This window comes from Shewanella sp. 30m-14 (genome assembly GCF_052977125.1).
In genome coordinates this window covers 25,273-46,181 of sequence record NZ_JBRILW010000029.1, presented here as the reverse complement: position 1 = coordinate 46,181, position 20,909 = coordinate 25,273, and the positions used below count along the sequence as shown (strand labels likewise).

At 43.4% G+C, this 20,909-nt stretch carries 19 protein-coding genes; 7 read left to right on the top strand and 12 right to left on the bottom strand.

Annotated features, from left to right (window positions below; all coding sequences use genetic code 11):
- Positions 1 to 57: 57 nt before the first annotated feature.
- Together ACVBIU_RS17810 and ACVBIU_RS17805 are read right to left on the bottom strand one after the other, a co-directional pair.
- The gene (locus ACVBIU_RS17810) at positions 58 to 1,362 is read right to left on the bottom strand and encodes an NAD(P)/FAD-dependent oxidoreductase (protein ID WP_447164452.1); all 1,305 of its coding nucleotides are present in this window, start codon (positions 1,360 to 1,362) and stop codon (positions 58 to 60) included.
- Between the two features lie 43 nt (positions 1,363 to 1,405).
- On the bottom strand, positions 1,406 to 2,446 hold the full coding sequence (locus tag ACVBIU_RS17805) for a proline racemase family protein (RefSeq protein WP_447164451.1): 1,041 nt from the start codon (positions 2,444 to 2,446) through the stop codon (positions 1,406 to 1,408).
- A gap of 177 nt (positions 2,447 to 2,623) precedes the next feature.
- Between ACVBIU_RS17805 and dapA the strand changes: the two genes are divergently transcribed.
- The 5 genes from dapA to ACVBIU_RS17780 all read left to right on the top strand — a co-directional run bounded on the left by dapA (position 2,624) and on the right by ACVBIU_RS17780 (position 8,187).
- The gene (gene dapA, locus ACVBIU_RS17800; RefSeq protein WP_447161683.1) at positions 2,624 to 3,538 is read left to right on the top strand and encodes a 4-hydroxy-tetrahydrodipicolinate synthase; all 915 of its coding nucleotides are present in this window, start codon (positions 2,624 to 2,626) and stop codon (positions 3,536 to 3,538) included.
- Positions 3,539 to 3,634: 96 nt separating this feature from the next.
- The gene (locus tag ACVBIU_RS17795; protein ID WP_447161684.1) at positions 3,635 to 4,636 is read left to right on the top strand and encodes a 4-hydroxyproline epimerase; all 1,002 of its coding nucleotides are present in this window, start codon (positions 3,635 to 3,637) and stop codon (positions 4,634 to 4,636) included.
- A 42-nt stretch (positions 4,637 to 4,678) separates the two neighbouring features.
- Positions 4,679 to 6,244, top strand: a complete 1,566-nt coding sequence (locus ACVBIU_RS17790) for an aldehyde dehydrogenase (NADP(+)) (protein WP_447164450.1) — start codon at positions 4,679 to 4,681, stop codon at positions 6,242 to 6,244.
- Between the two features lie 109 nt (positions 6,245 to 6,353).
- Positions 6,354 to 7,025 carry a GntR family transcriptional regulator gene (locus ACVBIU_RS17785; protein ID WP_447164449.1) on the top strand — a complete coding sequence of 224 codons (672 nt, stop codon included), beginning with the start codon at positions 6,354 to 6,356 and terminating at the stop codon, positions 7,023 to 7,025.
- A gap of 97 nt (positions 7,026 to 7,122) precedes the next feature.
- On the top strand, positions 7,123 to 8,187 hold the full coding sequence (locus tag ACVBIU_RS17780) for a beta-ketoacyl-ACP synthase 3 (RefSeq protein WP_447161687.1): 1,065 nt from the start codon (positions 7,123 to 7,125) through the stop codon (positions 8,185 to 8,187).
- Between the two features lie 101 nt (positions 8,188 to 8,288).
- Here the strand turns inward: ACVBIU_RS17780 and ACVBIU_RS17775 are convergent, their stop codons facing one another.
- Positions 8,289 to 8,867 carry a lecithin retinol acyltransferase family protein gene (locus ACVBIU_RS17775; protein WP_447164448.1) on the bottom strand — a complete coding sequence of 193 codons (579 nt, stop codon included), beginning with the start codon at positions 8,865 to 8,867 and terminating at the stop codon, positions 8,289 to 8,291.
- 324 nt (positions 8,868 to 9,191) lie between these two features.
- Here ACVBIU_RS17775 and ACVBIU_RS17770 point away from each other — a divergent pair, with 324 nt between their 5' ends.
- Entirely contained in the window at positions 9,192 to 9,725 is a 534-nt protein-coding gene (locus ACVBIU_RS17770; protein ID WP_447161689.1) for a heme NO-binding domain-containing protein, read from the top strand.
- A 10-nt stretch (positions 9,726 to 9,735) separates the two neighbouring features.
- Positions 9,736 to 11,499, top strand: coding sequence for a hybrid sensor histidine kinase/response regulator (locus ACVBIU_RS17765; protein ID WP_447164447.1), 1,764 nt, complete (start codon positions 9,736 to 9,738; stop codon positions 11,497 to 11,499).
- Between the two features lie 160 nt (positions 11,500 to 11,659).
- Here ACVBIU_RS17765 and ACVBIU_RS17760 read toward each other — a convergent pair whose 3' ends face one another.
- The 9 genes from ACVBIU_RS17760 to ACVBIU_RS17720 form a co-directional block, all read right to left on the bottom strand.
- Positions 11,660 to 12,337: an exonuclease domain-containing protein gene (locus ACVBIU_RS17760; RefSeq protein WP_447161691.1), complete on the bottom strand. Its 678-nt coding sequence runs from the start codon at positions 12,335 to 12,337 to the stop codon at positions 11,660 to 11,662.
- 37 nt (positions 12,338 to 12,374) lie between these two features.
- The gene (locus ACVBIU_RS17755) at positions 12,375 to 14,222 is read right to left on the bottom strand and encodes a DUF294 nucleotidyltransferase-like domain-containing protein (protein WP_447161692.1); all 1,848 of its coding nucleotides are present in this window, start codon (positions 14,220 to 14,222) and stop codon (positions 12,375 to 12,377) included.
- Positions 14,223 to 14,363: 141 nt separating this feature from the next.
- The gene (locus tag ACVBIU_RS17750; protein WP_447161693.1) at positions 14,364 to 16,082 is read right to left on the bottom strand and encodes a sodium:solute symporter family protein; all 1,719 of its coding nucleotides are present in this window, start codon (positions 16,080 to 16,082) and stop codon (positions 14,364 to 14,366) included.
- Positions 16,083 to 16,121: 39 nt separating this feature from the next.
- Complete coding sequence (locus tag ACVBIU_RS17745) at positions 16,122 to 16,388, bottom strand: DUF4212 domain-containing protein (protein ID WP_012277650.1); 267 nt, start codon at positions 16,386 to 16,388, stop codon at positions 16,122 to 16,124.
- Between the two features lie 354 nt (positions 16,389 to 16,742).
- Positions 16,743 to 16,964 (bottom strand): DUF5675 family protein, encoded by a 222-nt coding sequence (locus ACVBIU_RS17740; RefSeq protein WP_447164446.1) that lies wholly within the window; start codon positions 16,962 to 16,964, stop codon positions 16,743 to 16,745.
- 524 nt (positions 16,965 to 17,488) lie between these two features.
- A complete protein-coding gene (locus tag ACVBIU_RS17735; RefSeq protein WP_447161695.1) occupies positions 17,489 to 17,899 on the bottom strand; it encodes a hypothetical protein in 411 nt (136 codons plus the stop codon).
- 134 nt (positions 17,900 to 18,033) lie between these two features.
- Entirely contained in the window at positions 18,034 to 18,927 is an 894-nt protein-coding gene (locus tag ACVBIU_RS17730) for a PP2C family protein-serine/threonine phosphatase (RefSeq protein WP_447164445.1), read from the bottom strand.
- Positions 18,928 to 19,112: 185 nt separating this feature from the next.
- Positions 19,113 to 19,520, bottom strand: coding sequence for a GNAT family N-acetyltransferase (locus ACVBIU_RS17725; protein WP_447164444.1), 408 nt, complete (start codon positions 19,518 to 19,520; stop codon positions 19,113 to 19,115).
- 546 nt (positions 19,521 to 20,066) lie between these two features.
- Positions 20,067 to 20,705, bottom strand: coding sequence for a thiol:disulfide interchange protein DsbA/DsbL (locus tag ACVBIU_RS17720; RefSeq protein ID WP_447164443.1), 639 nt, complete (start codon positions 20,703 to 20,705; stop codon positions 20,067 to 20,069).
- Positions 20,706 to 20,909 lie beyond the last annotated feature (204 nt).

Sequence of the window (20,909 nt, the reverse complement as noted above, 5' to 3'; positions counted from 1 at the left end):
ATCGCTGACGCCGACATTTAAATAATCAGCCTGTATTCTGGTTGAAAGTAATCAAGACTAGTTAAACCTATCAATCCTATAGGGGCTTAAGTCGATATTAGCTTGCTGACCTAGTACTTCTTGAGTTAACAGTTTTGCTGTTAGCGCCGACCATGTAAGCCCTAAATGTTGATGCCCAAAAGAGAAAAATACATTCGCTTGTTTTTGACTCCGCCCGAGCACAGGCAAGCTATCGGGCATCGACGGTCTAAAGCCCATCCAACGCTCGCCGTCACTGACGGAAGCATCAGCAAAAAGCTCAGGCAACAAGGCTTTACCATGAGGGAACAAACAATCGGCTCTAGCATTAACTAAGGGGGCTTTTAAACCACCAAACTCCACCGTACCCGCTAAGCGAGTGCCGTCAATCATAGGGGTGATAATAAATTTGCGATTATATGAAGCGACGGGACGAGACAGGCTGCTTTTTTGCGGCATCATCAAATGATACCCACGCTCGGTTTCCAGCGGCACAGAATAACCTAATTGTTTTGCAAAAGGCTTAGACCAAGCACCCGAGGCTATAACCAAGCGATCAGTCTGTTCGCTATTACCTGAGCCTAGCTCAAGCTGAATACTTGAACTGGTTCTAGCCGTGTTTATCTTAACAACCTCTTCAGTAATAAGCTGACCACCTAAGGCTTTAAACTTTGTCTCGAACGCTTGGCATAAACGATACGGATCGCCAGTGTGGCCTACATGAGTAAAATATAAGCCATGGGTAATATTGTTACTCAGTGAAGGCTCAAGCGCCCTAACTTGCTCCCCATTAAGCAATTGAACCTCGACGCCAGCATCAGCGTAAGCGCGGAACTCCTTTTGAACGACCTCTATTGCTGTACCTTCAAATACCAATAAACTCCCGTTCAAAACCAATAGGTCTTCGCAGCCACAAAATGCAGCGAGTGACTTCATTGCCGCGATAGAATCTTGATTCAGCGCCTTGATTGCACGGCTGTTTTTCGCTCTACGCGATGGCAACATATTGTGTAAGAAGCGCATAAACCAGGGTAATGCTTTAAAAAAATATTGCGGCTGAATGCGAAATGGTCCTAAAGGATCCAATAGCATACCCGGCAGCTTTGGTAACATTGCAGGATCCGCTAAAGGAAATACTTGCTCAGTCGCAAAGTGACCCGCATTACCTTTAGAAGCTCCGGCTCCGGCGCCCTCTTTGTCGATAACAGTGACATTAAACCCTTCTCGTTGTAGCTCAATCGCTGCCGATAGCCCCACAATCCCTGCGCCAACAATGGTGAGTTTACCGGCATGACTTTGGCTTAAGCCTTGGCTTTGAACCTGACTCTGACTCGTGGCGTTCATATATATTTCTCCAATCTCATTCCCCACTTGATTAACCACTAGGCTAGCGCAAGATAAAACCATCTTGAAATACATCATCAGGATCAATAAAGAACTGATGCTTTCCAGTAATGTACGAACGGCCTGATACTTCTGGGATCACCGCCGTTTTACCATGAAAAGTTGATTTAGCGGAGGCACTAACAATCATTCTGCCATCAACAATACTCTCAATCATCAGTGGAGTATTTAGCTCAACCTCGCCTTTGGCATATAACAAGGCAATACGCCCCGCAACGCCAGTCCCCGTTGGTGAACGGTCTACTTCCCCGTCAGCAAAAATACACACATGGCGAGAATGCGCCTCTGGGTTTGTCACCTTTTTAGAGGTGAAGATGGTGCCATAAAGAAAACTTAAGTCTTCTTCTAATGGATGCACTAACGGGTGAGTCGCCATAACGGCATGCTTTATCCGGCGGCCAATATCAATCAACTGCGGTGCATTATCCTGACCACAACTTATTCCGTGCTCGTCAGCATCAACATAAGCATAGTAAGCCCCGCCAAAACCAATATCGTATTTAACCTCGCCAAAACCTTCGACATTCACACTGCAATCTAGCGCATCCGCCCAAGAATCTACATTTTTAAAGCTAGCGTGAATTTTTCCCACTTGGTCACGATAAGCTTTTGCTGTAATCAGGCCTGCTGGCGCATCGATTTTAATAATGCGAGGAGAATCCGTTAATTGTATTGTGCCGGTTTGGCACATCACCTTAACCAAGGCCAAAATCCCATGACCACACATGCTGCTATAACCTTCGTTATGCAAAAATAGTACGCCAAAATCGGCATCTGCTGTCACAGGCTCTGTAATCAGCGCCCCATACATATCGGCATGCCCGCGTGGCTCGTGCATCAGTAATTTACGGTAGGTATCCAAATTTTTTTGCACGTATTGGCGCTTTGCTAAAATGGTCTCACCTTTAATCTCTGGATAACCCGAGATCACTATCCTTAACGGCTCGCCTTCTGTGTGTGCATCTATAGTGACAAAATCTTTAAAATTGCTCGCTAATTCAGAGCTTATTGTGATCGACTGCATATTTTTATTGCTCCATCGTTAATACTTGGATATTGTATACAATAATTCCTGTGGTTTTAGTATCATTTATTTAGATACATTCTCTAAACAAAAGGGTTTCAATTTAAATACATGCGTATACAATATACCAATCTACACCTAACTCCAAACGCTACACCGCAGTAATAAAGGCTTAATATGAAAGTGAATTGGCAAGGTGTTTTTCCAGCAATCTCAACACAGTTTAATGAAGATGGTTCAATTAACTACGAATCAAATTCTCGTATGTTAGAAGACCTAATAAGAGATGGTATTAACGGAATTATTGCTTTAGGCACGATCGGTGAAAATGCCTCTTTGACCCCTGAAGAAAAGCGCGAATTCATCAAGCACACAGTTGAAACCGTAAATGGCCGTATTCTTGTACTATCTGGTTGTACTGAAAATACTGCTGAAGCTGCATCTCTTTATGCACAAGATGTAGAGAAGCTTGGCGTTGACGGTCTTATGCTTCTACCTGCAATGGTTTATCGTGGTACCAACCGTGAAGTAGTCACTCATTATCAAACTGTTGCTCGTTCAACTAACCTACCAATCATGATCTACAACAACCCTGTAAGTTACGGTGTAGATATCAACCTAGAAATGACAGCGATTCTTGCAGAAGAAGAAAACATCGTGGCGATTAAAGAATCAACAACAGACACTCGCCGTCTAACTGAACTGCAATCTCGTTTCGGTGATCGTTTCAACATCTTATGTGGCGTTGATGATATCGCTCTTGAAAGCCTTTTCCTTGGCGCAACAGGCTGGATTTCTGGTCTAACTAACGTATTCCCGCGTGAGTCAGTAACCCTTTTTAAGCTAGCTCGCGCTGGTCGTATTGAAGAGGCGCGTGAAATCTACCGCTGGTTTATGCCACTACTGCGTTTGGACACTATCCCGACGCTAGTTCAATGTATCAAGTTTGCAGAGCAAATCGTTGGCCGTGGTAACGAAAATGTACGTCTACCTCGCCTAACACTTATCGGTGAAGAGCGTGCATACGTTGAGCAGGTTATTGCTCAAGCACTTGAGACTCGCATCGATTTAAACAAGTACAACATCGACTAATTGAAAGTTTGATGTTTATATAGCCAGCAGTTTAATGCAAATTAAAAGACTGGCTTTAATCACTTTATCAATAACGATAACAATGGAGTGTTTTACATGCTAAAAGGCACGTTTTTTTGTGTTGATGCTCATACCTGTGGCAACCCAGTCAGATTAGTAACAAGCGGACACCCTCACCTGCTTGGCGACACCATGAGTGATAAACGCCAACACTTTCTTCGAGAGTATGACTGGATCCGCAAAGCATTGATGTTTGAGCCACGTGGCCACGATATGATGTCAGGCGCCTTTCTTTATCCTCCCTGTTCTGACAATGCTGATGCTTCAATCCTATTTATCGAAACCAGTGGCTGCTTACCTATGTGCGGCCACGGCACAATCGGCACCATCACCGCCGCCATTGAGTCTGGTCTATTAACCGCAAAGACGCCTGGTCAACTGATTATTGATGTGCCCGCTGGACAGATAAAAATCGATTATCAACAAACTGGCGAAAAAGTGGACTGGGTAAAGATTTATAATGTCGCCGCCTATTTAGCTCATCAAGACCAAATTTTAGATATCCCAGGACTGGGTACACTTAAGGTCGATGTGTCCTACGGCGGTAATTATTACGTTATCGTCGACCCACAAACAAACTTCCCTGGGCTGCGCCACTGGAGCGCCGGTGACATTTTAAAGTGGAGCCCAATCGTACGTAAAGTCGCGCAAGAGCAACTCACTTGTATTCATCCAGACGACCCTACTGTAAGCGGCATAAGCCATGTGCTTTGGACAGGCGATACCATCAGTGATGGTTCAGATGGCGCCAATGCTGTTTTTTATGGTGATAAAGCCATCGACCGTTCGCCTTGTGGTACCGGCACCAGTGCACGTCTTGCACAACTTTATACCAAAGGTTTATTAAACGTGGGAGATGAATACACCCACGAAAGTATTATCGGCAGTCAATTTGTCGGTCGAATCGAAGCTGCAACATCAGTAGGCGAACATAAAGCGATTATGCCAAGCATCAAAGGTTGGGCACGAATAATCGGTCAAAATGCCATCACGGTTGATGACAGCGACCCGTACGCGTTTGGCTTCCAAGTCATCTAACCGCACGAATTTCTTAATGAGCTTTAAAACTCAGGAGTAAACATGACAGATTTAAACAAAGTTAACATTTCTGGCCAGCATTTTGTAAACGGTGCCTGGACTAACGAAGCCACTGAATTTAACAGTACCAATCCCGTCACCAATGAAGCACTTGTGTGGCGCTTTGCTAACGCAAACAAAAGCATCGTAGAAAGTGCAACAACTGCGGCTAAGCAAGCATTTGCTCAATACCGCAGCCTAGCGCCGACGCGCCGCGCTGAGTTTTTAGAAGCCATTGCCGATGAAATTCAAGCCGATATCGCAGCGATTACAGAGGCAGCTCATTTAGAAACAGGTTTACCAATGGCTCGCCTTCAGGGCGAAACTGGCCGTACTTGTGGCCAATTACGACTATTTGCGGGCAACCTAAGAAACCCAATCGATAGCCGCTATGTCGATTTAGCTAACCCAGAAAGACAGCCACTGCCTAAGCCCGATACTAGACTTACCACCTTGCCTCTTGGCCCGGTAGCAGTATTTGGCGCATCGAACTTTCCGCTAGCGTTCTCAACCGCCGGTGGCGATACTGCATCGGCGCTTGCAGCAGGTTGTACCATTGTCGTTAAAGGCCATCCCGCTCACGCTGCAACCAGTGAATTGGTTAGCCGTGCAATCGAGCGTGCTGCAGTTAAATGTGACATGCCAAACGGTGTATTTAACTTAGTACAAGGCGTTGCACCAGAAGTGTCAACGCAACTGGTCACCTCGCCAGCGATCAAAGCTGTTGGCTTTACAGGTTCACTCAAAGTCGGTCGAATTTTATCGGATCTTTGTGCTGCGCGCCCTGAGCCAATACCATTTTATGGCGAGCTAGGTTCAACTAACCCACAGTTTATTTTGGCTAATATTTTAGAAGAACAAGCTGAAAGCCTGGCTTCGACTCAAGTGCAGTCAATGCTTATGGGCCACGGCCAGTTTTGTACTAGCCCAGGCGTCATTGTGGCAGTTAAAGGTGAGGCGTTAAATCGCTATAAAGCGACGCTAGCACAAGATGTTGCTTCACAAAGCGCTGCGAGCATGCTAACTGCTGGTATTGCTAGCGCATACCAATCACAGATTGAAGCGTTGCTAGCCAACCCTAAAGTTGAACTAATTGCTCAAGGTGAGTCTTCACCTGCAAATCACTTTACACGCCCTACGGCGTTAAAAGTGACTGCAACTGACTTTCTTGCATCAAACGCTATTCAACAGGAAGTATTTGGCCCATGTGCAGTGCTGGTTGAATGTGACGATAGCGCACAAATGCAAGACATCGCTGAGCAGCTTGAAGGTCAACTTACTGCATCTGTACACGGCTTAGCGACTGAATTTGCAGAGAATAAAACTTTGATTGAAGCGATTGCCTTTAATGTTGGCCGCCTAATATTCAATCAAATGCCTACGGGTGTAGAGGTTTGTCACTCAATGAACCATGGTGGCCCTTATCCTGCTAGCACAGATAGCCGTACAACCTCTGTAGGTTCAGCGGCTATGGCGCGTTTTGAACGACCAATATGTTATCAAAATATGCCAGAAAGCTTGTTGCCGACCCGCGTCATTGCAGGTGAAAAAGGCGTCATCACTTTTTAAATATGTCAAAAATATGAAAGGGAAACCATCGGTTCCCCTTTCATTATAATGGCATTAGCGGTAACCTAGGACGGATCAACTTGTATTAATAACAAAAAAATCGGGAACTATGAGCAGAACAACACCTATCGTCCATAAAACTCGCACACAAATTGTGGTCGAGGTGCTTAGGGAAAAAATCCTTTCCGGTGAAATCGCGGCAGGCAAACCCTTACGTCAAAGCGCCTTAGCAGATGAATTGAATGTTAGCCGAATTCCGGTAAGAGAAGCCTTGTTGCAACTTGAAGCCGAAGGCTTAGTTAAGTTTGAAGCCCATAAAGGGGCTACAGCAACATTGCTTTCTGCAGAACATGTCACCGAACTTTTTGATTTACGAGCACTGATTGAAGGCGACTTACTTGCTAAGTCAATACCGAATTTAAGTGAAGAAGATCTCAACCAAGCCGAAAGTATTCTGCAAGAAATGGACGCGGCTTTCCAAGATGAAGAGCAAATTGAAAATTGGAGTGGTCTAAACTCACAATTCCATACTTGTCTCTACAGTGCGGCAAATCGTCCACACACTCTTGAAGTGGTTCAAGGATTAAATACTAACTGTGACCGTTACGTTCGATTACAGCTATTTTTAGCAAGCGGTGTACCTAAAGCTCAACAAGATCACCGTGAGTTACTTGAGTATTGTAAGAAGAAAGATATCGAAAAAGCTGTCCAACTATTACGCGCTCACATCCTACACGCTGCCGAAGCAATCCGCGTATTAGTTAGCCAACAAGAGGGCTAGCTCACTGTTGGTTAGCAATTTTATTGCTAAGCTTCACTTATACAGATCCCATAAGGCAGAGCTCAGGTTCTGCCTTTTAAGTTAAGAGAATACCTAGATGCAGTACGCTACTATTACAGGTTGGGGAAAGTGTGTTCCGCCTGCAACCCTAACAAATCATGATCTTGCAACATTTATCGAAACCTCAGATGAGTGGATTAAGCCGCGCACTGGGATCAGCCAAAGACATATAAGTCACGTTAACACCTCTGAACTGGCCTCTGTTGCCGCTAAACGAGCACTCGCCGCAGCGGGTATCGATGGTAGTGAACTAGATATGATTATTCTAGCCACTGCAACACCAGACACTCTGATCCCAAATATCGCTTCAACAGTGCAAGCTGATGTCGGCGCTACTTGCGCAGCTTTTGACATCAACGCTGCATGTAGTGGCTTTTTGTATGGCTTAGGTCTAGCTAGCTCACAGATCAAAAGTGGCCAGTGTAAGAAGGTCTTAGTGATTGGTGCAGAGCGCTTATCTTTCTTCCTTGACTGGTCTCGTCGTGATACCGCTGTATTATTTGGTGATGGCGCAGGTGCAGTTGTAGTTGAAGCCACAGATGAAGCTATTGGTGTTTTAGGCTACGAGCTTAATAACGATCCAGATGGTCGCGATATCCTTAAAGCAGGCTTCGGCACTGCAATGGATAGATTTGAAGCCTCTTCTTTAGATTTCTATATCGAGTTTAATGGTCAAGAGATCTTTAAGCGCGCGATTGCCGGTATGGGTAAGCTAAGCGCTAAAGTTATCGAAAAATGTGGTATCGATAAAGAAGAGATCGACTGGGTTATTCCTCATCAGGCCAACGAGCGTATTATTGATACGTTAATTAACCGTATGAAGATCCCGAAAGAAAAAGCGATTGTGAATATTGCTAACTACGGTAATACATCTGCTGCGACGATTCCAATTGCTATTTGTGATGCGCTAGAGCAAGGCAAGATCCAGCCTAACCAAACCATTTTGTCTTGTGCATTTGGCGCTGGCCTAACATCTGCTGCGGCATTAATTAAGTGGGGTGATAGAGTCACACCAATTAATACTAGCGACGCAGAGTTACCACCTTGCGATAAAACAGGTATCGAGCTTGTTGCAAAAGCGGTAAAACATTTCTGCGGATAAAGCATTTTCAATGCTAAAACGGTGAGTTAAAAACTGACTCTCGCAAACATAAAAACACCGATTTATATCGGTGTTTTTTTATATCAGATTTAAAGCGGATTTTACAATTTCAGCTCATCCCAATAGACAGCTTCAGAAAAGTAACGACCAATCTGATTATTTAGTTTACCAAAGCTCGATAAAGCCCGCTCCTCGCCACTTAAACAATGCCATACAAAGCGGTGGCAATTATTATCAAACAAATCATACTCTCGATAACTAAAGATGGACTGCTTCGCTCTTTGCAGCACCTCAGTGCCAATCAACGGCTGGTGCAAGTGATTACAGGCCTGATAGATACGACTGCCACTGCGCCCCGCCAAAAAACGTTGGGTTGAGACCGCCCGCACTAAACCACTGCCGTGTAGTTCTACCAGCGTATTATCACCTAGCCAAATTCCAGTATGCTCGATCACACCAAACACAAAACAACAAACTATCGCCCCAGGCATAGGTTCGACTTTTTTAGCCCCAGTCTTCCAAAGGCTCGGTGCCAGTATGGCAGACTGACCACTAACATGTTTAGCACTTGCCTGGCCTTGCTGCCGCTTTAGTGCAATCGTCTTTTGCTTTTCTCGCTCTTCAGCCACAATTGCCGCGCCCACTGCAGCAGCGCCTAACCATATTAGCGGTAATGCCATTTATTCTTCCTGTTAATGAGTCTCGCTGAGCGAACACACCTTTATACTGATGGGTATAACTATAGATAATCTATCCAACTGCCGACTATGGGTGAACATAAAAAATGTAACTAAAGACGATACATACTTAAGCTCGGTGCTATATCCTGTTTCCTAGGCACATAACTGGCTGTAAAAGGCACGCACTCACAAGAGAGAAGCTGGAGCTTAAGATGATGACCGTCTAACACAAATAAAAAAGCTCTATACAAAGTCATCTAAGGCATTGAATGCTTGCCGTTAATACACTACTTTAAATAGTGTGGAACCGATAAGGAGCAGCACATGAAAGGGATTATTTTTTCCGAGTTTATTGAGCTTGTTGAGAACACTTTTGGCTTAGAGATCTGCCAACAGATGTTAGATGAAAACAACAATGATGGCGTTTATACCAGTGTGGGGACCTATGATCACAAAGACTTAGTTAATCTGATCATCACCTTAAGTAAACTTACCGGGATCTCAGCGGAAGACTTACAACAGATTTATGGTAAAGCGATTTTCAAAATATTGTATAACAGCATGCCCGGGCTTGAAGGCCAATCGGCATCAACGTTTGAATTTATAAAAAGCGTTGAAGAATATATACATATCGAAGTCAAAAAACTCTACCCCAACTCGAACCCTCCTAGCTTTACCTTTATCAGCTCAACACAGAGCCAATTAATCATGGACTATGTATCTGCACGTTGTATGGCCCATGTTTGCTTTGGCCTTATCCAAGGCTGCGCCGACCACTTTAATGAAAACATTGATATCAAAATGGAACCGATTGTCGCTGATCAATCTGAAGTCCGCTTCACCATGACCTGTATTTAATTTGAGGGTCATGTCTATTATGCCAAATGATGAAATAAACGAGTTAAGCAAAAGAGTTGAACTGCTGACCAGGAAAATAGAACGGGAAAAAGCAGCCAAAAAGCTTGCAGAAAAGCTATTGGAAGAAAAAAGTCGTGAGCTCTATATCGCCAAGCAAAGAGTCGAAGACTCACTGATCAACATAAAGGAAAAGTCGGAGCAGGATATCGCTCTACTGCACTTTAAAACCTATTTAGAATCAATCCTTTTGGACTTTAATCAACTATTTTTACAAAAACCGATCTCAAATATTTTGCTGCAACGCTTACTCGACGATCTGATTGGGGTTGATGAGATAAAATCCTGTAAAATAAGATTTAAATCCATAAATGATGAGCTAAAATTCGACTCTTTTTATGCTGGTGATAAAGGGCTTATCAACACCGATAACCACGCCTTATCACCGCTTATCTGGACAGATGATTACCGTCAGATAAAAATCATTATTAACGCTGAAGAAATGATACTAGGTAGCTTGACCTTAGTATTAGACTCCCCTCGGTCTTGGCAACACACCATCGAAAAGCAGCTACTGCTTTTTTGTGACATGATCAGCGCCGCTCATAAACGACAAGAACTGCTGGCTAAAACCATCAAAGAAAAGCAGCGAGCTGAACTCTCTGAGCAGTCGACAAGAGACTTCGTTGCCATGATAAACCATGAACTCAGAACCCCACTCAATGGTCTATTAGGCTCAGCAGAGCTTATGAGTGACACTGAGTTAACGCCGCATCAGCATCAATTGCTTGGCACTATGCACCAATCCGGTGAGTTATTACGGGTGATCATTAACGACCTACTCGATCTCAGTAAAATGAATGCGGGTATGTTGCAGATAGTAGAAGTTGATTTTTCACCTAAAAAGCTCTGCCAGATGGTCTACGATATTTTCAAAATCAGAGCTGAAGAGTCCACTCTAGAGTTTGCGTTTGAGTATCACACAGATATACCTGAAACCTTAGTCGGCGACCCTGACAGAATTAAACAAATACTGGTCAACCTAATTGGTAACTCCATCAAGTTTACTCAACAAGGGAAAATTACGGTTAAAATCCAATGGCAGCAAGATGAGTTCTGTTTTTCGGTAGCCGATACGGGTTGCGGGATCCCCCAAGATAAACTTGATACCTTGTTCGACCCATTCACCCAGGTCAATAACTCCAGTAATCGTGCCTATGAAGGCACTGGATTAGGACTCGCAATCTGCAAATATTTAATCGGTGAAATGGGCGGGAAAATCAAATTAGACTCCCAGTTAGGCCATGGCACTCAATTTGATATCAGCTTGCCATTAAAGCGATCCGATGCGGTAATAGAGGCGGTGATGCCAACCGCAACCGATGTTCAAATCGATAGCATCACAGTACTCGTGGTAGAAGATAGCTCTGTGAACCAAATGCTGATTGAGATGATTTTAGCCAAATATAACATCAAGCCAGCTATCGCCAAAAATGGCTTAGAAGCGATAAGCTATCTAGAGCAGCACCAGGTAGACATCGTATTTATGGATTGTCGTATGCCTGTGGTCGATGGATTTGAAGCCACGAAAAGGCTCAGACTAAAAGGCTACCAAAAGCCGATCATTGCGCTAACGGCAAGTACCACCTCAATTGAAACACAGCAATGTTTCCAATGTGGCATGAATGAAATTATAAGTAAGCCCTACCAAAAAGAAGATATTTACCAAGTTCTTATCAAGTGGGGAAAGAAAATAAAGCGCCTTAGTCCCAACTAACCGAACGCCCCCAGAATTAACGATATTAATTTAGGTAAAGCCAATTAACACAACTAAGCTAACTGAAGCTGACTTAGTTAAGACAGACTTAGTTAAGACGAGCTTAGCTAAAGCTAGTTTTAGATAACCACAAACTAAGCATCACTTTATTAGCCGATACTTAAGTTAATAGATCATGCAGGCTCAGTTCATCATTACCCGCGATACCTGCCATCTGAGCTAAGAGTAACTCTGCGCAAGATAACGCATCAACCGCTGCATTATGGGCTGCGTAAACAGGCAGACCATAACGCTTTCGACAAGCATCAAGTCTTAATGTGCCCTCTTTAATCACATCATGCTGCCTTAGTAAACGTTTCTTCTCAACAGCCATGGTGTCAATCGCGACAAATTGTACGCTCTGGCCGTAACAACGTTGCAGTGCGGCTTTTAAAAAGCACAGATCTAAAGGTGCATGGTGAGCCACTAATACATGCCCCTGGGTCTGAGCCAAAAACCACGCCATCGCTTGCTTAACACTGACAGCTTGCGCCAGTTGACTGTCAACGATGCCATGAATAACGGCACTGTCACCTACGCTCCCTTCGATACTCACCAAAAGATGCTTAGATTTTGCGACTTGAAGCAAACCGTTTTCAATGGGAATAAGCCCAATACTCAAAATTTGGTCTAATTTGCTATCAAGTCCTGTCATCTCCAAATCAAACGCCATCAAGGGAACCTGAGGTAAAGGCATAGATAACTGCAGAGTTAACGCCCGATAATAGTCAGCTATCACCTCTTGTTTACTGAGCAATGTATTTAACTGTAACCGAGTTTTTAAATATAAGTTTCTCAAGATTTAGCCTTTTTATCGCGCCCTAAATATCGACTACCTAGTAACTTCGCATCATTTTAAGCTTGAGCCCAACCTGCCCATCGTGCACCACCTTAAATGCATCACGTAACTGGTGCCTCACTAAGGAAGATAGGTTTTGCGGCATTAAGTAGTTAGTCACAGGCAGTGAATGCGTGTACTGATAGCCCTGATTAGACAAACGCATATGCGCAATAAACTCATGGGCGTCGGCAAGGTTGAGTGCATCTTTGCGGTTAATGATATTTTGATCCATCAAGGCACGAATTCGCTTGGCGGTATTAACCTCTTTAATGCCAGCAGATAACGCATACACCCTTGCAATATCATTAATCAAGGCATTACCTTTATGTTTTAAATCAATCCCCTTCACTTCACTGCCATCGCGCTCTAAAACAAACTTTCTGAAGAAACCAAGCGGTGGCGCGCTCGTTAATGAGTTACCGGTCAAGCTCGCGAGAAAGATATCGTTACCTTTCGTATTATTAAGTACCGTGTCTTGCAAACCATCAAATAACGTCTTGGGACCATAAACTGAGCGCATATCAAAAAAAATACTCGCATGCATCAACGCCTTAGGCTCAGGTGTATTCACCCATCTGTTGAAGACGTGCTGCCACTTCTCGAGCGACATTCGCCACTTAGGGTTTTGCGCCATAATATCGCCAGGACAATAAATATAGCCACATTCGTCTAAACCTTTGCATACTGCATGAGACAGAGCATCAAAATAACCTTGTGCAGCTTCATCCGGCTCATGGGCAAGCAATAAGCCATTATCTTGATCTGAACATGCCGCTTGATCTTGTCGTCCCTGCGACCCAAAAGCCAACCAACAAAAGGCCATTGGTGCCTCGCCTAATATTTGTTGATTGAGCACAATCAAACGCCGCGTTAAAGCATCAGTTACCGAGGTCAACACTCGACCAATCTCCTCGGCTCTAGCATCGGCACTGATCAGGTTTTGCAGCAGTAATGGAATTTGTTTACTCACCTGAATTAAACTTTGCAGGTCTTTTTGCCGCTCAATTTCACCGATAAGCAACAGTGGTTGCGAACTTTGCCCCCGCAATATATCGGTACTGGTTACCACACCAGTTGCCACACCATGATCAACAACGGGAAGGTGATGAATATTGTGCTCACTCATCAACAGCATCGCCTCAAATACTAAAGAGTTAGACTCTATCGTCACTGGTGTGGTTGTCATCGCTTGATGCACAGGCAAGTGACCATCAAAGTTTTCCGCCAAGACCCGATTACGCAGATCTTTATCGGTTAAGATCCCGACTAATTTATGATTATCAATAACCAAAACCGACGACACACGTGAGTCCCGCATCAATCTGCTCGCCTCAGAGACTGTCGCTTTCATGTCTATCGTCAAAGGAGAGGTCGACATTAACGTAGTGACGCGACTAGTCGTCGTCAGCTCTTTAGCTTTAAACCGCCCTTGATGTCGCAGCCGTTTTGCAAAAGCTCGATTGAAAAAACGGTCAAACTCACGACTCTCTTTTCTCAAATAGTCAAACATCTGTGGAGGCAAGTGATAAACCAGACCATCTTCTAAAATCGCGACTCGGTTACTGGCTTCTTCACCCGATAGTAACGAAGGAAAACCAAAGTAGTCTCCTTCAGCTAGCCTATCGAGCAATTCACCATTTTTATCACGGACTTCAAACGCTCCACTGCGCACAATATAAAGCTGAAGGTGATTAGGATCTAACGGCACAAAAGCAGAGGCTTTACTGTAATAACCAATTGTTAAGGCATGGCAGCAGCGAGATAAGGCACCTTCATCTAACGAATCAAATGGGACTCTCTGTTGTAAAAACTGCATGATGGGCTGTAATTCGCTGGCATCCATTAAGTTATTCCCGCAAACAAACGATCATTTACTATATCGCGCTTTTCCTTATTAGCTCTATTCGACTAAAGGCCAGTGTTAGCCAATATAAAAAAGAGCGCCGAAGCGCTCTTTGTGTTTGTCTCACAATGGTCACATCAATTAGTGATCTTGTGCTTCTCCTGAGCCTTTAGGGAAACGAATTGACTCAACCATATCAACTACATCTTGTGGAACTGCTGAGGTTACTTTGCTGACGGCAAATGCCACACCAAAGTTAATCAACATGCCTAATAGACCGATACCTTCTGGTGAAACACCAAATAACCAGTTGTCAGCAGTGTTAGCACTTGGGTTAATAAACTTGAAGTAAACAATATAAGACGCTGTAAACAATAGACCCGTAACCATACCTGAGATGGCACCTTCTTTATTCACTGTCTTAGAGAAAATCCCCATAATGATTGCCGGAAACAGTGACGATGCAGCCAGACCGAAAGCAATCGCGACCACCGCAGCCACAAACCCAGGTGGATTAATACCAAAGTAACCTGCCATCACAATACCGGCAGCAGCGGCAATACGTGCATACAACAACTCCTTCTTATCGGAGATATCCGGCATAAAGTTTTTCTTCAATAAGTCATGCGATACCGATGTAGAGATAACAAGCAATAATCCCGCAGAGGTAGATAGAGCTGCCGCTAGACCACCAGCAGCCACCAGTGCAATCACCCATGCTGGTAGGTTAGCTATTTCAGGTGTTGCAAGAACCATAATATCGCGGTCAATCTTCATCTCATTTTCAGGACCATTTGAGTAATAAAGAAGGCCGTTATCATCCTTATCTTCCCACTGAATTAATCCTGTCTTTTCCCAATTCTTAATCCATTCAGGTGCGTTTTCATAAGGTGTACCCGCCATTTCAGGACCATTAATGGTTTCAATCATGTTCACACGAGAGAACGCCGCAAGCGCAGGAATAGTGGTGTACATGATAGCGATAAAGACAAGTGCCCAACCCGCAGATACACGTGCATCTTTCACTCTAGGTACAGTGAAGAAACGCACAATAACATGGGGCAGACCCGCTGTACCGAACATCAATGCGCCAGTAATAAAGAACACATCAATCATGCTCTTAGAACCTTCAGTATATTGGGAAAAGCCAAGCTCTGTGGACAATCCATCGAGTTTATCAAGCAAGAACTCACCCGTGCCATTACCAGCAGCATCTACTAATTCAGCACCAAAACCAATTTGTGGAATAACATGACCTGTCATCATCACCGAAATGAAGATAGCTGGCACCATGAAAGCAAAAATAAGTACACAGTATTGTGCAACCTGCGTATAGGTAATCCCCTTCATGCCACCTAACACAGCATAAAAGAATACCACCGCCATACCGATATAAACCCCCGTATCAACTTCAACTTCAAGGAATCTGGAGAATACAACACCTACGCCACGCATTTGTCCGGCGATATAAGTAAAGCAGATGAAGATGGCGCACACGACTGCAACCGTACGCGCGGCTTGAGAATAATAACGATCACCAATAAAGTCAGGCACAGTAAACTTACCAAACTTGCGAAGGTATGGCGCCATACAAAGCGCTAATAGAACATAGCCGCCAGTCCAACCCATGAGGTATACCGAACCGTCGTAACCGACGAATGAAACAATACCCGCGAGTGAGATAAATGACGCTGCAGACATCCAATCGGCAGCGGTAGCCATTCCGTTCATTACAGGGTGAACACCACCGCCTGCAACATAAAATTCTTTGGTTGATCCGGCTCTAGACCAGATCGCGATTCCGATGTACAGGGCAAATGTAAACCCTACAATCAGATATGTTAGTGTTTGTACGTCCATCTCATGATTCCTTATTATATGGGTTAGGCTGGGTTAGAATTAGTCTTCATGTACATCATATTTTTTGTCTAATGCGTTCGCCTTAGCGACATAGACAAAAATAAGTGCCACAAACACGTACATTGCACCCTGTTGTGCAAACCAGAACCCTAGCTTAAAGCCCATGAAATGGATCTCATTGAGCACATCTACTAATAAAATACCGCAGCCAAATGACACCGCAGCCCATATGGCCAGTAAACCAAGTACTAGACGCAAATTCTCGCGCCAATATCCCTCTGCCTTCTCATTGCTTTCAAAACTCATAGTGACTCCCATGTGCTGATTTTTATATTAAGTCATGAGTTAATCTAACAAGCACTGAGGGAACAACAATCGCGACCTTAGTCTAACGCTAACGGAAACCTTAGAGGCACAAACCAAAAAACAACTAATTAACAAGTAGTTACAAGTTGACGCCAACGTAACGCCTGAGTGTTTTTCAAGCAAAACCTTAGACCAAGGTAGTAATCGAAAATAGCCAAAAATTGTAGCGCGCCGCGAAGTTTGGCAGAACGGTTCGGGTGGTTTGGCAAAAAAGCTGTACTTCTGTTGGTCGATAAGTTTGACAAAAGTCGAGTCACAAGCTTTGGCTTAGAGTGATTAAGATAAAAATTTAGTTTAAAGCCAAGCCACTCCTCGACGAGGAAAGACGCCTAGTGTAGGGCCTATAATAGCGAGGCTGACTCCCTTGCTCGGTCTTTGATGACGGCTTATTTGATATGTGCCCGCTGGGATGCAGCTTTTACCCTGTTGGTTGTTTAACCAGGGGCATTCAGCGGTAACTGCAATAGTATTGCCACCAGCATCTTTGAGTTCGCCAAAGGTGCCGTGCGTTATCATCTTCAGCTACGCTATGCTTATCTATATATTTTCTACACTATACGCATATGCTTTCCCTTTGTATGGGCCAACTAATGCAACAGCCAAAACTTCATCAAGCTTTGCCAATGTAGAAACTACAACTTCTATCTCTTCTATGCTGCATGCCTTACACTCAATTACAGGGTAAGGGTAGGGATTAATATTACCTGCATTAGAATATGCTGAAAAATATAGTAAACATGACATCAGAACTAGTTTTACATACTCCTTTATTTAAGCCACATCAAATGTAACCACAAAATAACGCGTGCGAACAAAAAAACAACATGTCTCATACCTAGTGACTGATTACAAAACTACGTTAAACGGTCCTATTCTGGAAATGGATTTAAGAAGGTCAGACTAATAATATGCGAAAGCAACTACATACTTAAATTGCAAAGAGCTCGGTAACAAATTCAGTGAAGCGGCCAAGACTGATCAGGGAAAGATTGGGCAGTAAGGCGTATGACTGACCCAATTAAACTTAAGCCACAATAGCCTTATGCCTGCCCTAGAGCTTTTTTAGTAGGATGTTTTTTGAGGACTATGAATGATGCCATTAAATAACAAAGCTCTACGGGAATAAGCAACAGATAACCGGTCAGTGTTAATAATTGGTCATTAACCATCTCAATGAACACGGCTTGAGCTAAAATTAACACTAAAAAATATAAAACGATCAGTTTACGATTGAATAAAAAAGTCACTAATCCGATAAACCACAGAAGCAGCATATAAAGTTCAATATCATTAGACCAAAAGCCATAGCTAACATAATCACCAGCCATAAATGATGGTCCCAAAGGCATTAAGACGCCATATACCGCGGTATTTCCAGCATTCGCACCAAGATTAAAACTTAAGAGAATCCAGATCCACAGTAACAACAACCGCTTCAAAAATAACTTCATGATTAACATTCACATCAAAGACAGCAGTGTTATTTACCCACTAGCAAGTACAAAACTGAAACTAGGCTCAATAAAAAGGCTAACCATTATAAATCAGTAAGATATTAATTAAGGTTAGCCTAGTCGACAGAGTTTTATACCTTGTCAACTGGTGCTATCGCACCGATAAATTGTATTTCCCCAAACGGGTCGCAAAGCTTAACCGTACCAGGCGGTAAAGATGTTTGCTCTGGCTGCGCAAAAAGATTGAGCACGTCATTTACAATTAACACTGAGGTATTGTCATAGCCACCACACCACTTTGAAACTTGAATGAGTCTGTTACAAAGCTCGCAGGCCGGCAACTTCTGATTCAAAATTTGCTTAAAGGTATTCGCTTCAATGTAATGCGCGCCATCAGACGTCAAAATGAGCCGTTTTATATTACGGTACTTTGGCAAGCCCACTAATTGTGCTTTTAATTCAGGACCAACCCCGACATATTGCAACAAGCCTTTACTTAAATGTACCCCTGCCGCATCTGCATTTTGCCCTGCAAAAGTATCATCTTTAGAATACTGTTTAATACCGTGAGCAAAATTTGCGTATATACGGCTGTCACCCACATTTATAGCTTCAAATTGGCCATGACTATCGTAAATAAAAGCCGATAAGGTCGCGCCGCCGTTACTTTGAAAGAGTGAATAAACATCGGTGTTTGCATCTTCAACAGCCTTTATTAATCGCTCAGCCAAGGAACGCTGTCGATTCCTTATACAACTGCTTATAAATGAACCGATACTTAGGCTAGCACATTGTGCACCAGAGGCCATTCCCCCCATTCCATCACATAAAATCCCAATGATGAAAGAGTGAGTAGCAGATACTTGCACTTGTACGCATGCAACTCTATCTTGATTTTCTGGCCTAATATTGCCGATATCACAACCCATTGCGATTGAAGAATCGAACAAGTCTCTAACAGCTCCTGTTGCAACTGTCCGAGATAACCATAGCTGGATGTGTTCTTTTATAGCGTCTTGTTCCATAGCAGTTTCTTTGTTGCAAGCCCGTACTTAAGTCAATGGTGTCAATATAACGTAACAACCCGCTTTATGGTATGTCCCTCAAGTAAAACGCCCAAAAACAAATCACAGTAACACATCACTGCAACGAGTCAGGGCATGTTCAACATACGCGATGAGAAAGCGGCCTAGCCGTGTTTGTTATGCCGTTAATGCTCCGTTCCCGAGTATATCCACATAGGCTCAGTTTTACCCGCGCGCACAAAACCTAAGGTTTTATAAAAATCTATAGCCTCGCCGTCTGCCGTTAGCATTTGTTGATGCAAATGACCGTATATTGATTGGAACGCTGCCATCATTTTTCGCCCAATACCTTTCCCTTGATAATCCGGATGAACCAGCATGTGAGGATAATAAACTACTAAGTGGCCATCAGATATGGCATTTGCTAAACCGACTAATTTGCCATTAAACCTAGCGGTTACTAAAGAGTGAGAGTTTGTTAATGCAGCCATCAGTTCTACGGGTTTATCAGCAGAAGACCATCCATTCGCCTTATATAAATCGATAACTTCATCTTCATTTATATTCCTGTCGAGATTAACTTCAATGTTCATTCATACTCCATCATTGCCAAACAGTATTACGCCTAACAGTACTTTTGCGGTTTGAGGAAAGGATGTAGAGGTCTCTACATCCTTTCCTCAAACAATTTATTTTCAATAACTTATCAATTTCACGGTAAACTATCGAGCATAAGACTCTAGTTTTATTTGGTTTTATCACATCCCTCACAATTTTCATAGCGGTATGTTTCGCCTCAGCTGAGCTCATTATTAACTAAAAGCGCCTCAGTACGAAGAACACTGTTCGCACGAAGAAAGGCACAGTTCAAGCCTTTAACGTGCGTGTTCTTTACCTTCATATTCTTTGTGAAAGCATCGCGCTTGGTGATGTGGTGAGATTATCCTTTGGGAAGAGGTATTAGTGATTATGGTGGCCTGTAATTTTGAGCAATATGATTTTTGAATATCAGTAATTTTGAGCGCTGTGATGTTTGAACATCTGTGATTTTGAACGCTGTGATTATTGGGGTTTGAATAACAAAAAGCCCACGGTTAAGTGAGCTTATCAATAACAAGAAGGCTATAAGGCAAAATCCGTTATGGCTTGCTGTCTTCCTCAAGTGTACTCAAGTAGCGTACCAGTTTGGCTAAATCCTCTGGTGTCTTACCTGGGTTCTTTACAAGGTACTTACCGTTAACCACAAGCGAGGGTACGCCGCGAATTTCAGCTAATTGAGCCTGAGTATCATAATTCATCAAGGCGAGCTTAGCGTCTGTCGAATTCATCGCCGCTTCAACCTCTTGTGCATTAAGCCCCTGACTTACAAAAAAGTCTCTTAACTGATCAGGCCGTGTAAAAGCGCCCTCTTGCTCATGTATACGGGTGAAGATATTACCGTGAACTTGCTTGGTCACATTAAACTTTTGCGCTAGATAGTAAGCCTCCTGACTTAAAATCCAGCTAGTGCGACCAGCGCCAACAGGCGTTCGCTCAAATTGAACCTCTTCGCCGAGAAGATCTGCAGTCTGTTTAAAGAATGGATCTTGGCGATAACAGTGGCCGCAATTATATGAAAAGAACTCACGTACTACTGGCGTCGTCGTCTCTGGGATCCCGCCAATTTTGACGTAATCGACACCTTCTTGGTAAGGAGCAGCCGATGCACTTTGCAAAGGCAGCCATAGCATGGCGAAAATAACAAACATTCGACCAAGTGATTGTTTAAACGACTTCATATTTACCCCTAGTTTCAAATTTGGCGTTTATCTCTATTTCAAAAGCCGTTAAGGATTCTATATTAACAGCCGTTAAAGACTCTGTATCGCAACAAGTTTAAGACTCTATATTAAAAACCGTTAAGGACTCTATATTAACAGCCGTTAAGGAGTCTATTGAGAGTTTGAGTCGCATAGCGCTCAACGAACTTGAATGATTAATCT

Coding starts and splice junctions, on each gene's coding strand:
- ACVBIU_RS17810 (WP_447164452.1), bottom strand. CDS start 1,362: ATGAACGCCACGAGTCAGAGTCAGGTTCAAAGCCAAGGCTTAAGCCAA.
- ACVBIU_RS17805 (WP_447164451.1), bottom strand. CDS start 2,446: ATGCAGTCGATCACAATAAGCTCTGAATTAGCGAGCAATTTTAAAGAT.
- dapA (WP_447161683.1), top strand. CDS start 2,624: ATGAAAGTGAATTGGCAAGGTGTTTTTCCAGCAATCTCAACACAGTTT.
- ACVBIU_RS17795 (WP_447161684.1), top strand. CDS start 3,635: ATGCTAAAAGGCACGTTTTTTTGTGTTGATGCTCATACCTGTGGCAAC.
- ACVBIU_RS17790 (WP_447164450.1), top strand. CDS start 4,679: ATGACAGATTTAAACAAAGTTAACATTTCTGGCCAGCATTTTGTAAAC.
- ACVBIU_RS17785 (WP_447164449.1), top strand. CDS start 6,354: ATGAGCAGAACAACACCTATCGTCCATAAAACTCGCACACAAATTGTG.
- ACVBIU_RS17780 (WP_447161687.1), top strand. CDS start 7,123: ATGCAGTACGCTACTATTACAGGTTGGGGAAAGTGTGTTCCGCCTGCA.
- ACVBIU_RS17775 (WP_447164448.1), bottom strand. CDS start 8,867: ATGGCATTACCGCTAATATGGTTAGGCGCTGCTGCAGTGGGCGCGGCA.
- ACVBIU_RS17770 (WP_447161689.1), top strand. CDS start 9,192: ATGAAAGGGATTATTTTTTCCGAGTTTATTGAGCTTGTTGAGAACACT.
- ACVBIU_RS17765 (WP_447164447.1), top strand. CDS start 9,736: ATGTCTATTATGCCAAATGATGAAATAAACGAGTTAAGCAAAAGAGTT.
- ACVBIU_RS17755 (WP_447161692.1), bottom strand. CDS start 14,222: ATGGATGCCAGCGAATTACAGCCCATCATGCAGTTTTTACAACAGAGA.
- ACVBIU_RS17750 (WP_447161693.1), bottom strand. CDS start 16,082: ATGGACGTACAAACACTAACATATCTGATTGTAGGGTTTACATTTGCC.
- ACVBIU_RS17745 (WP_012277650.1), bottom strand. CDS start 16,388: ATGAGTTTTGAAAGCAATGAGAAGGCAGAGGGATATTGGCGCGAGAAT.
- ACVBIU_RS17740 (WP_447164446.1), bottom strand. CDS start 16,964: ATGATAACGCACGGCACCTTTGGCGAACTCAAAGATGCTGGTGGCAAT.
- ACVBIU_RS17735 (WP_447161695.1), bottom strand. CDS start 17,899: ATGAAGTTATTTTTGAAGCGGTTGTTGTTACTGTGGATCTGGATTCTC.
- ACVBIU_RS17730 (WP_447164445.1), bottom strand. CDS start 18,927: ATGGAACAAGACGCTATAAAAGAACACATCCAGCTATGGTTATCTCGG.
- ACVBIU_RS17725 (WP_447164444.1), bottom strand. CDS start 19,520: ATGAACATTGAAGTTAATCTCGACAGGAATATAAATGAAGATGAAGTT.
- ACVBIU_RS17720 (WP_447164443.1), bottom strand. CDS start 20,705: ATGAAGTCGTTTAAACAATCACTTGGTCGAATGTTTGTTATTTTCGCC.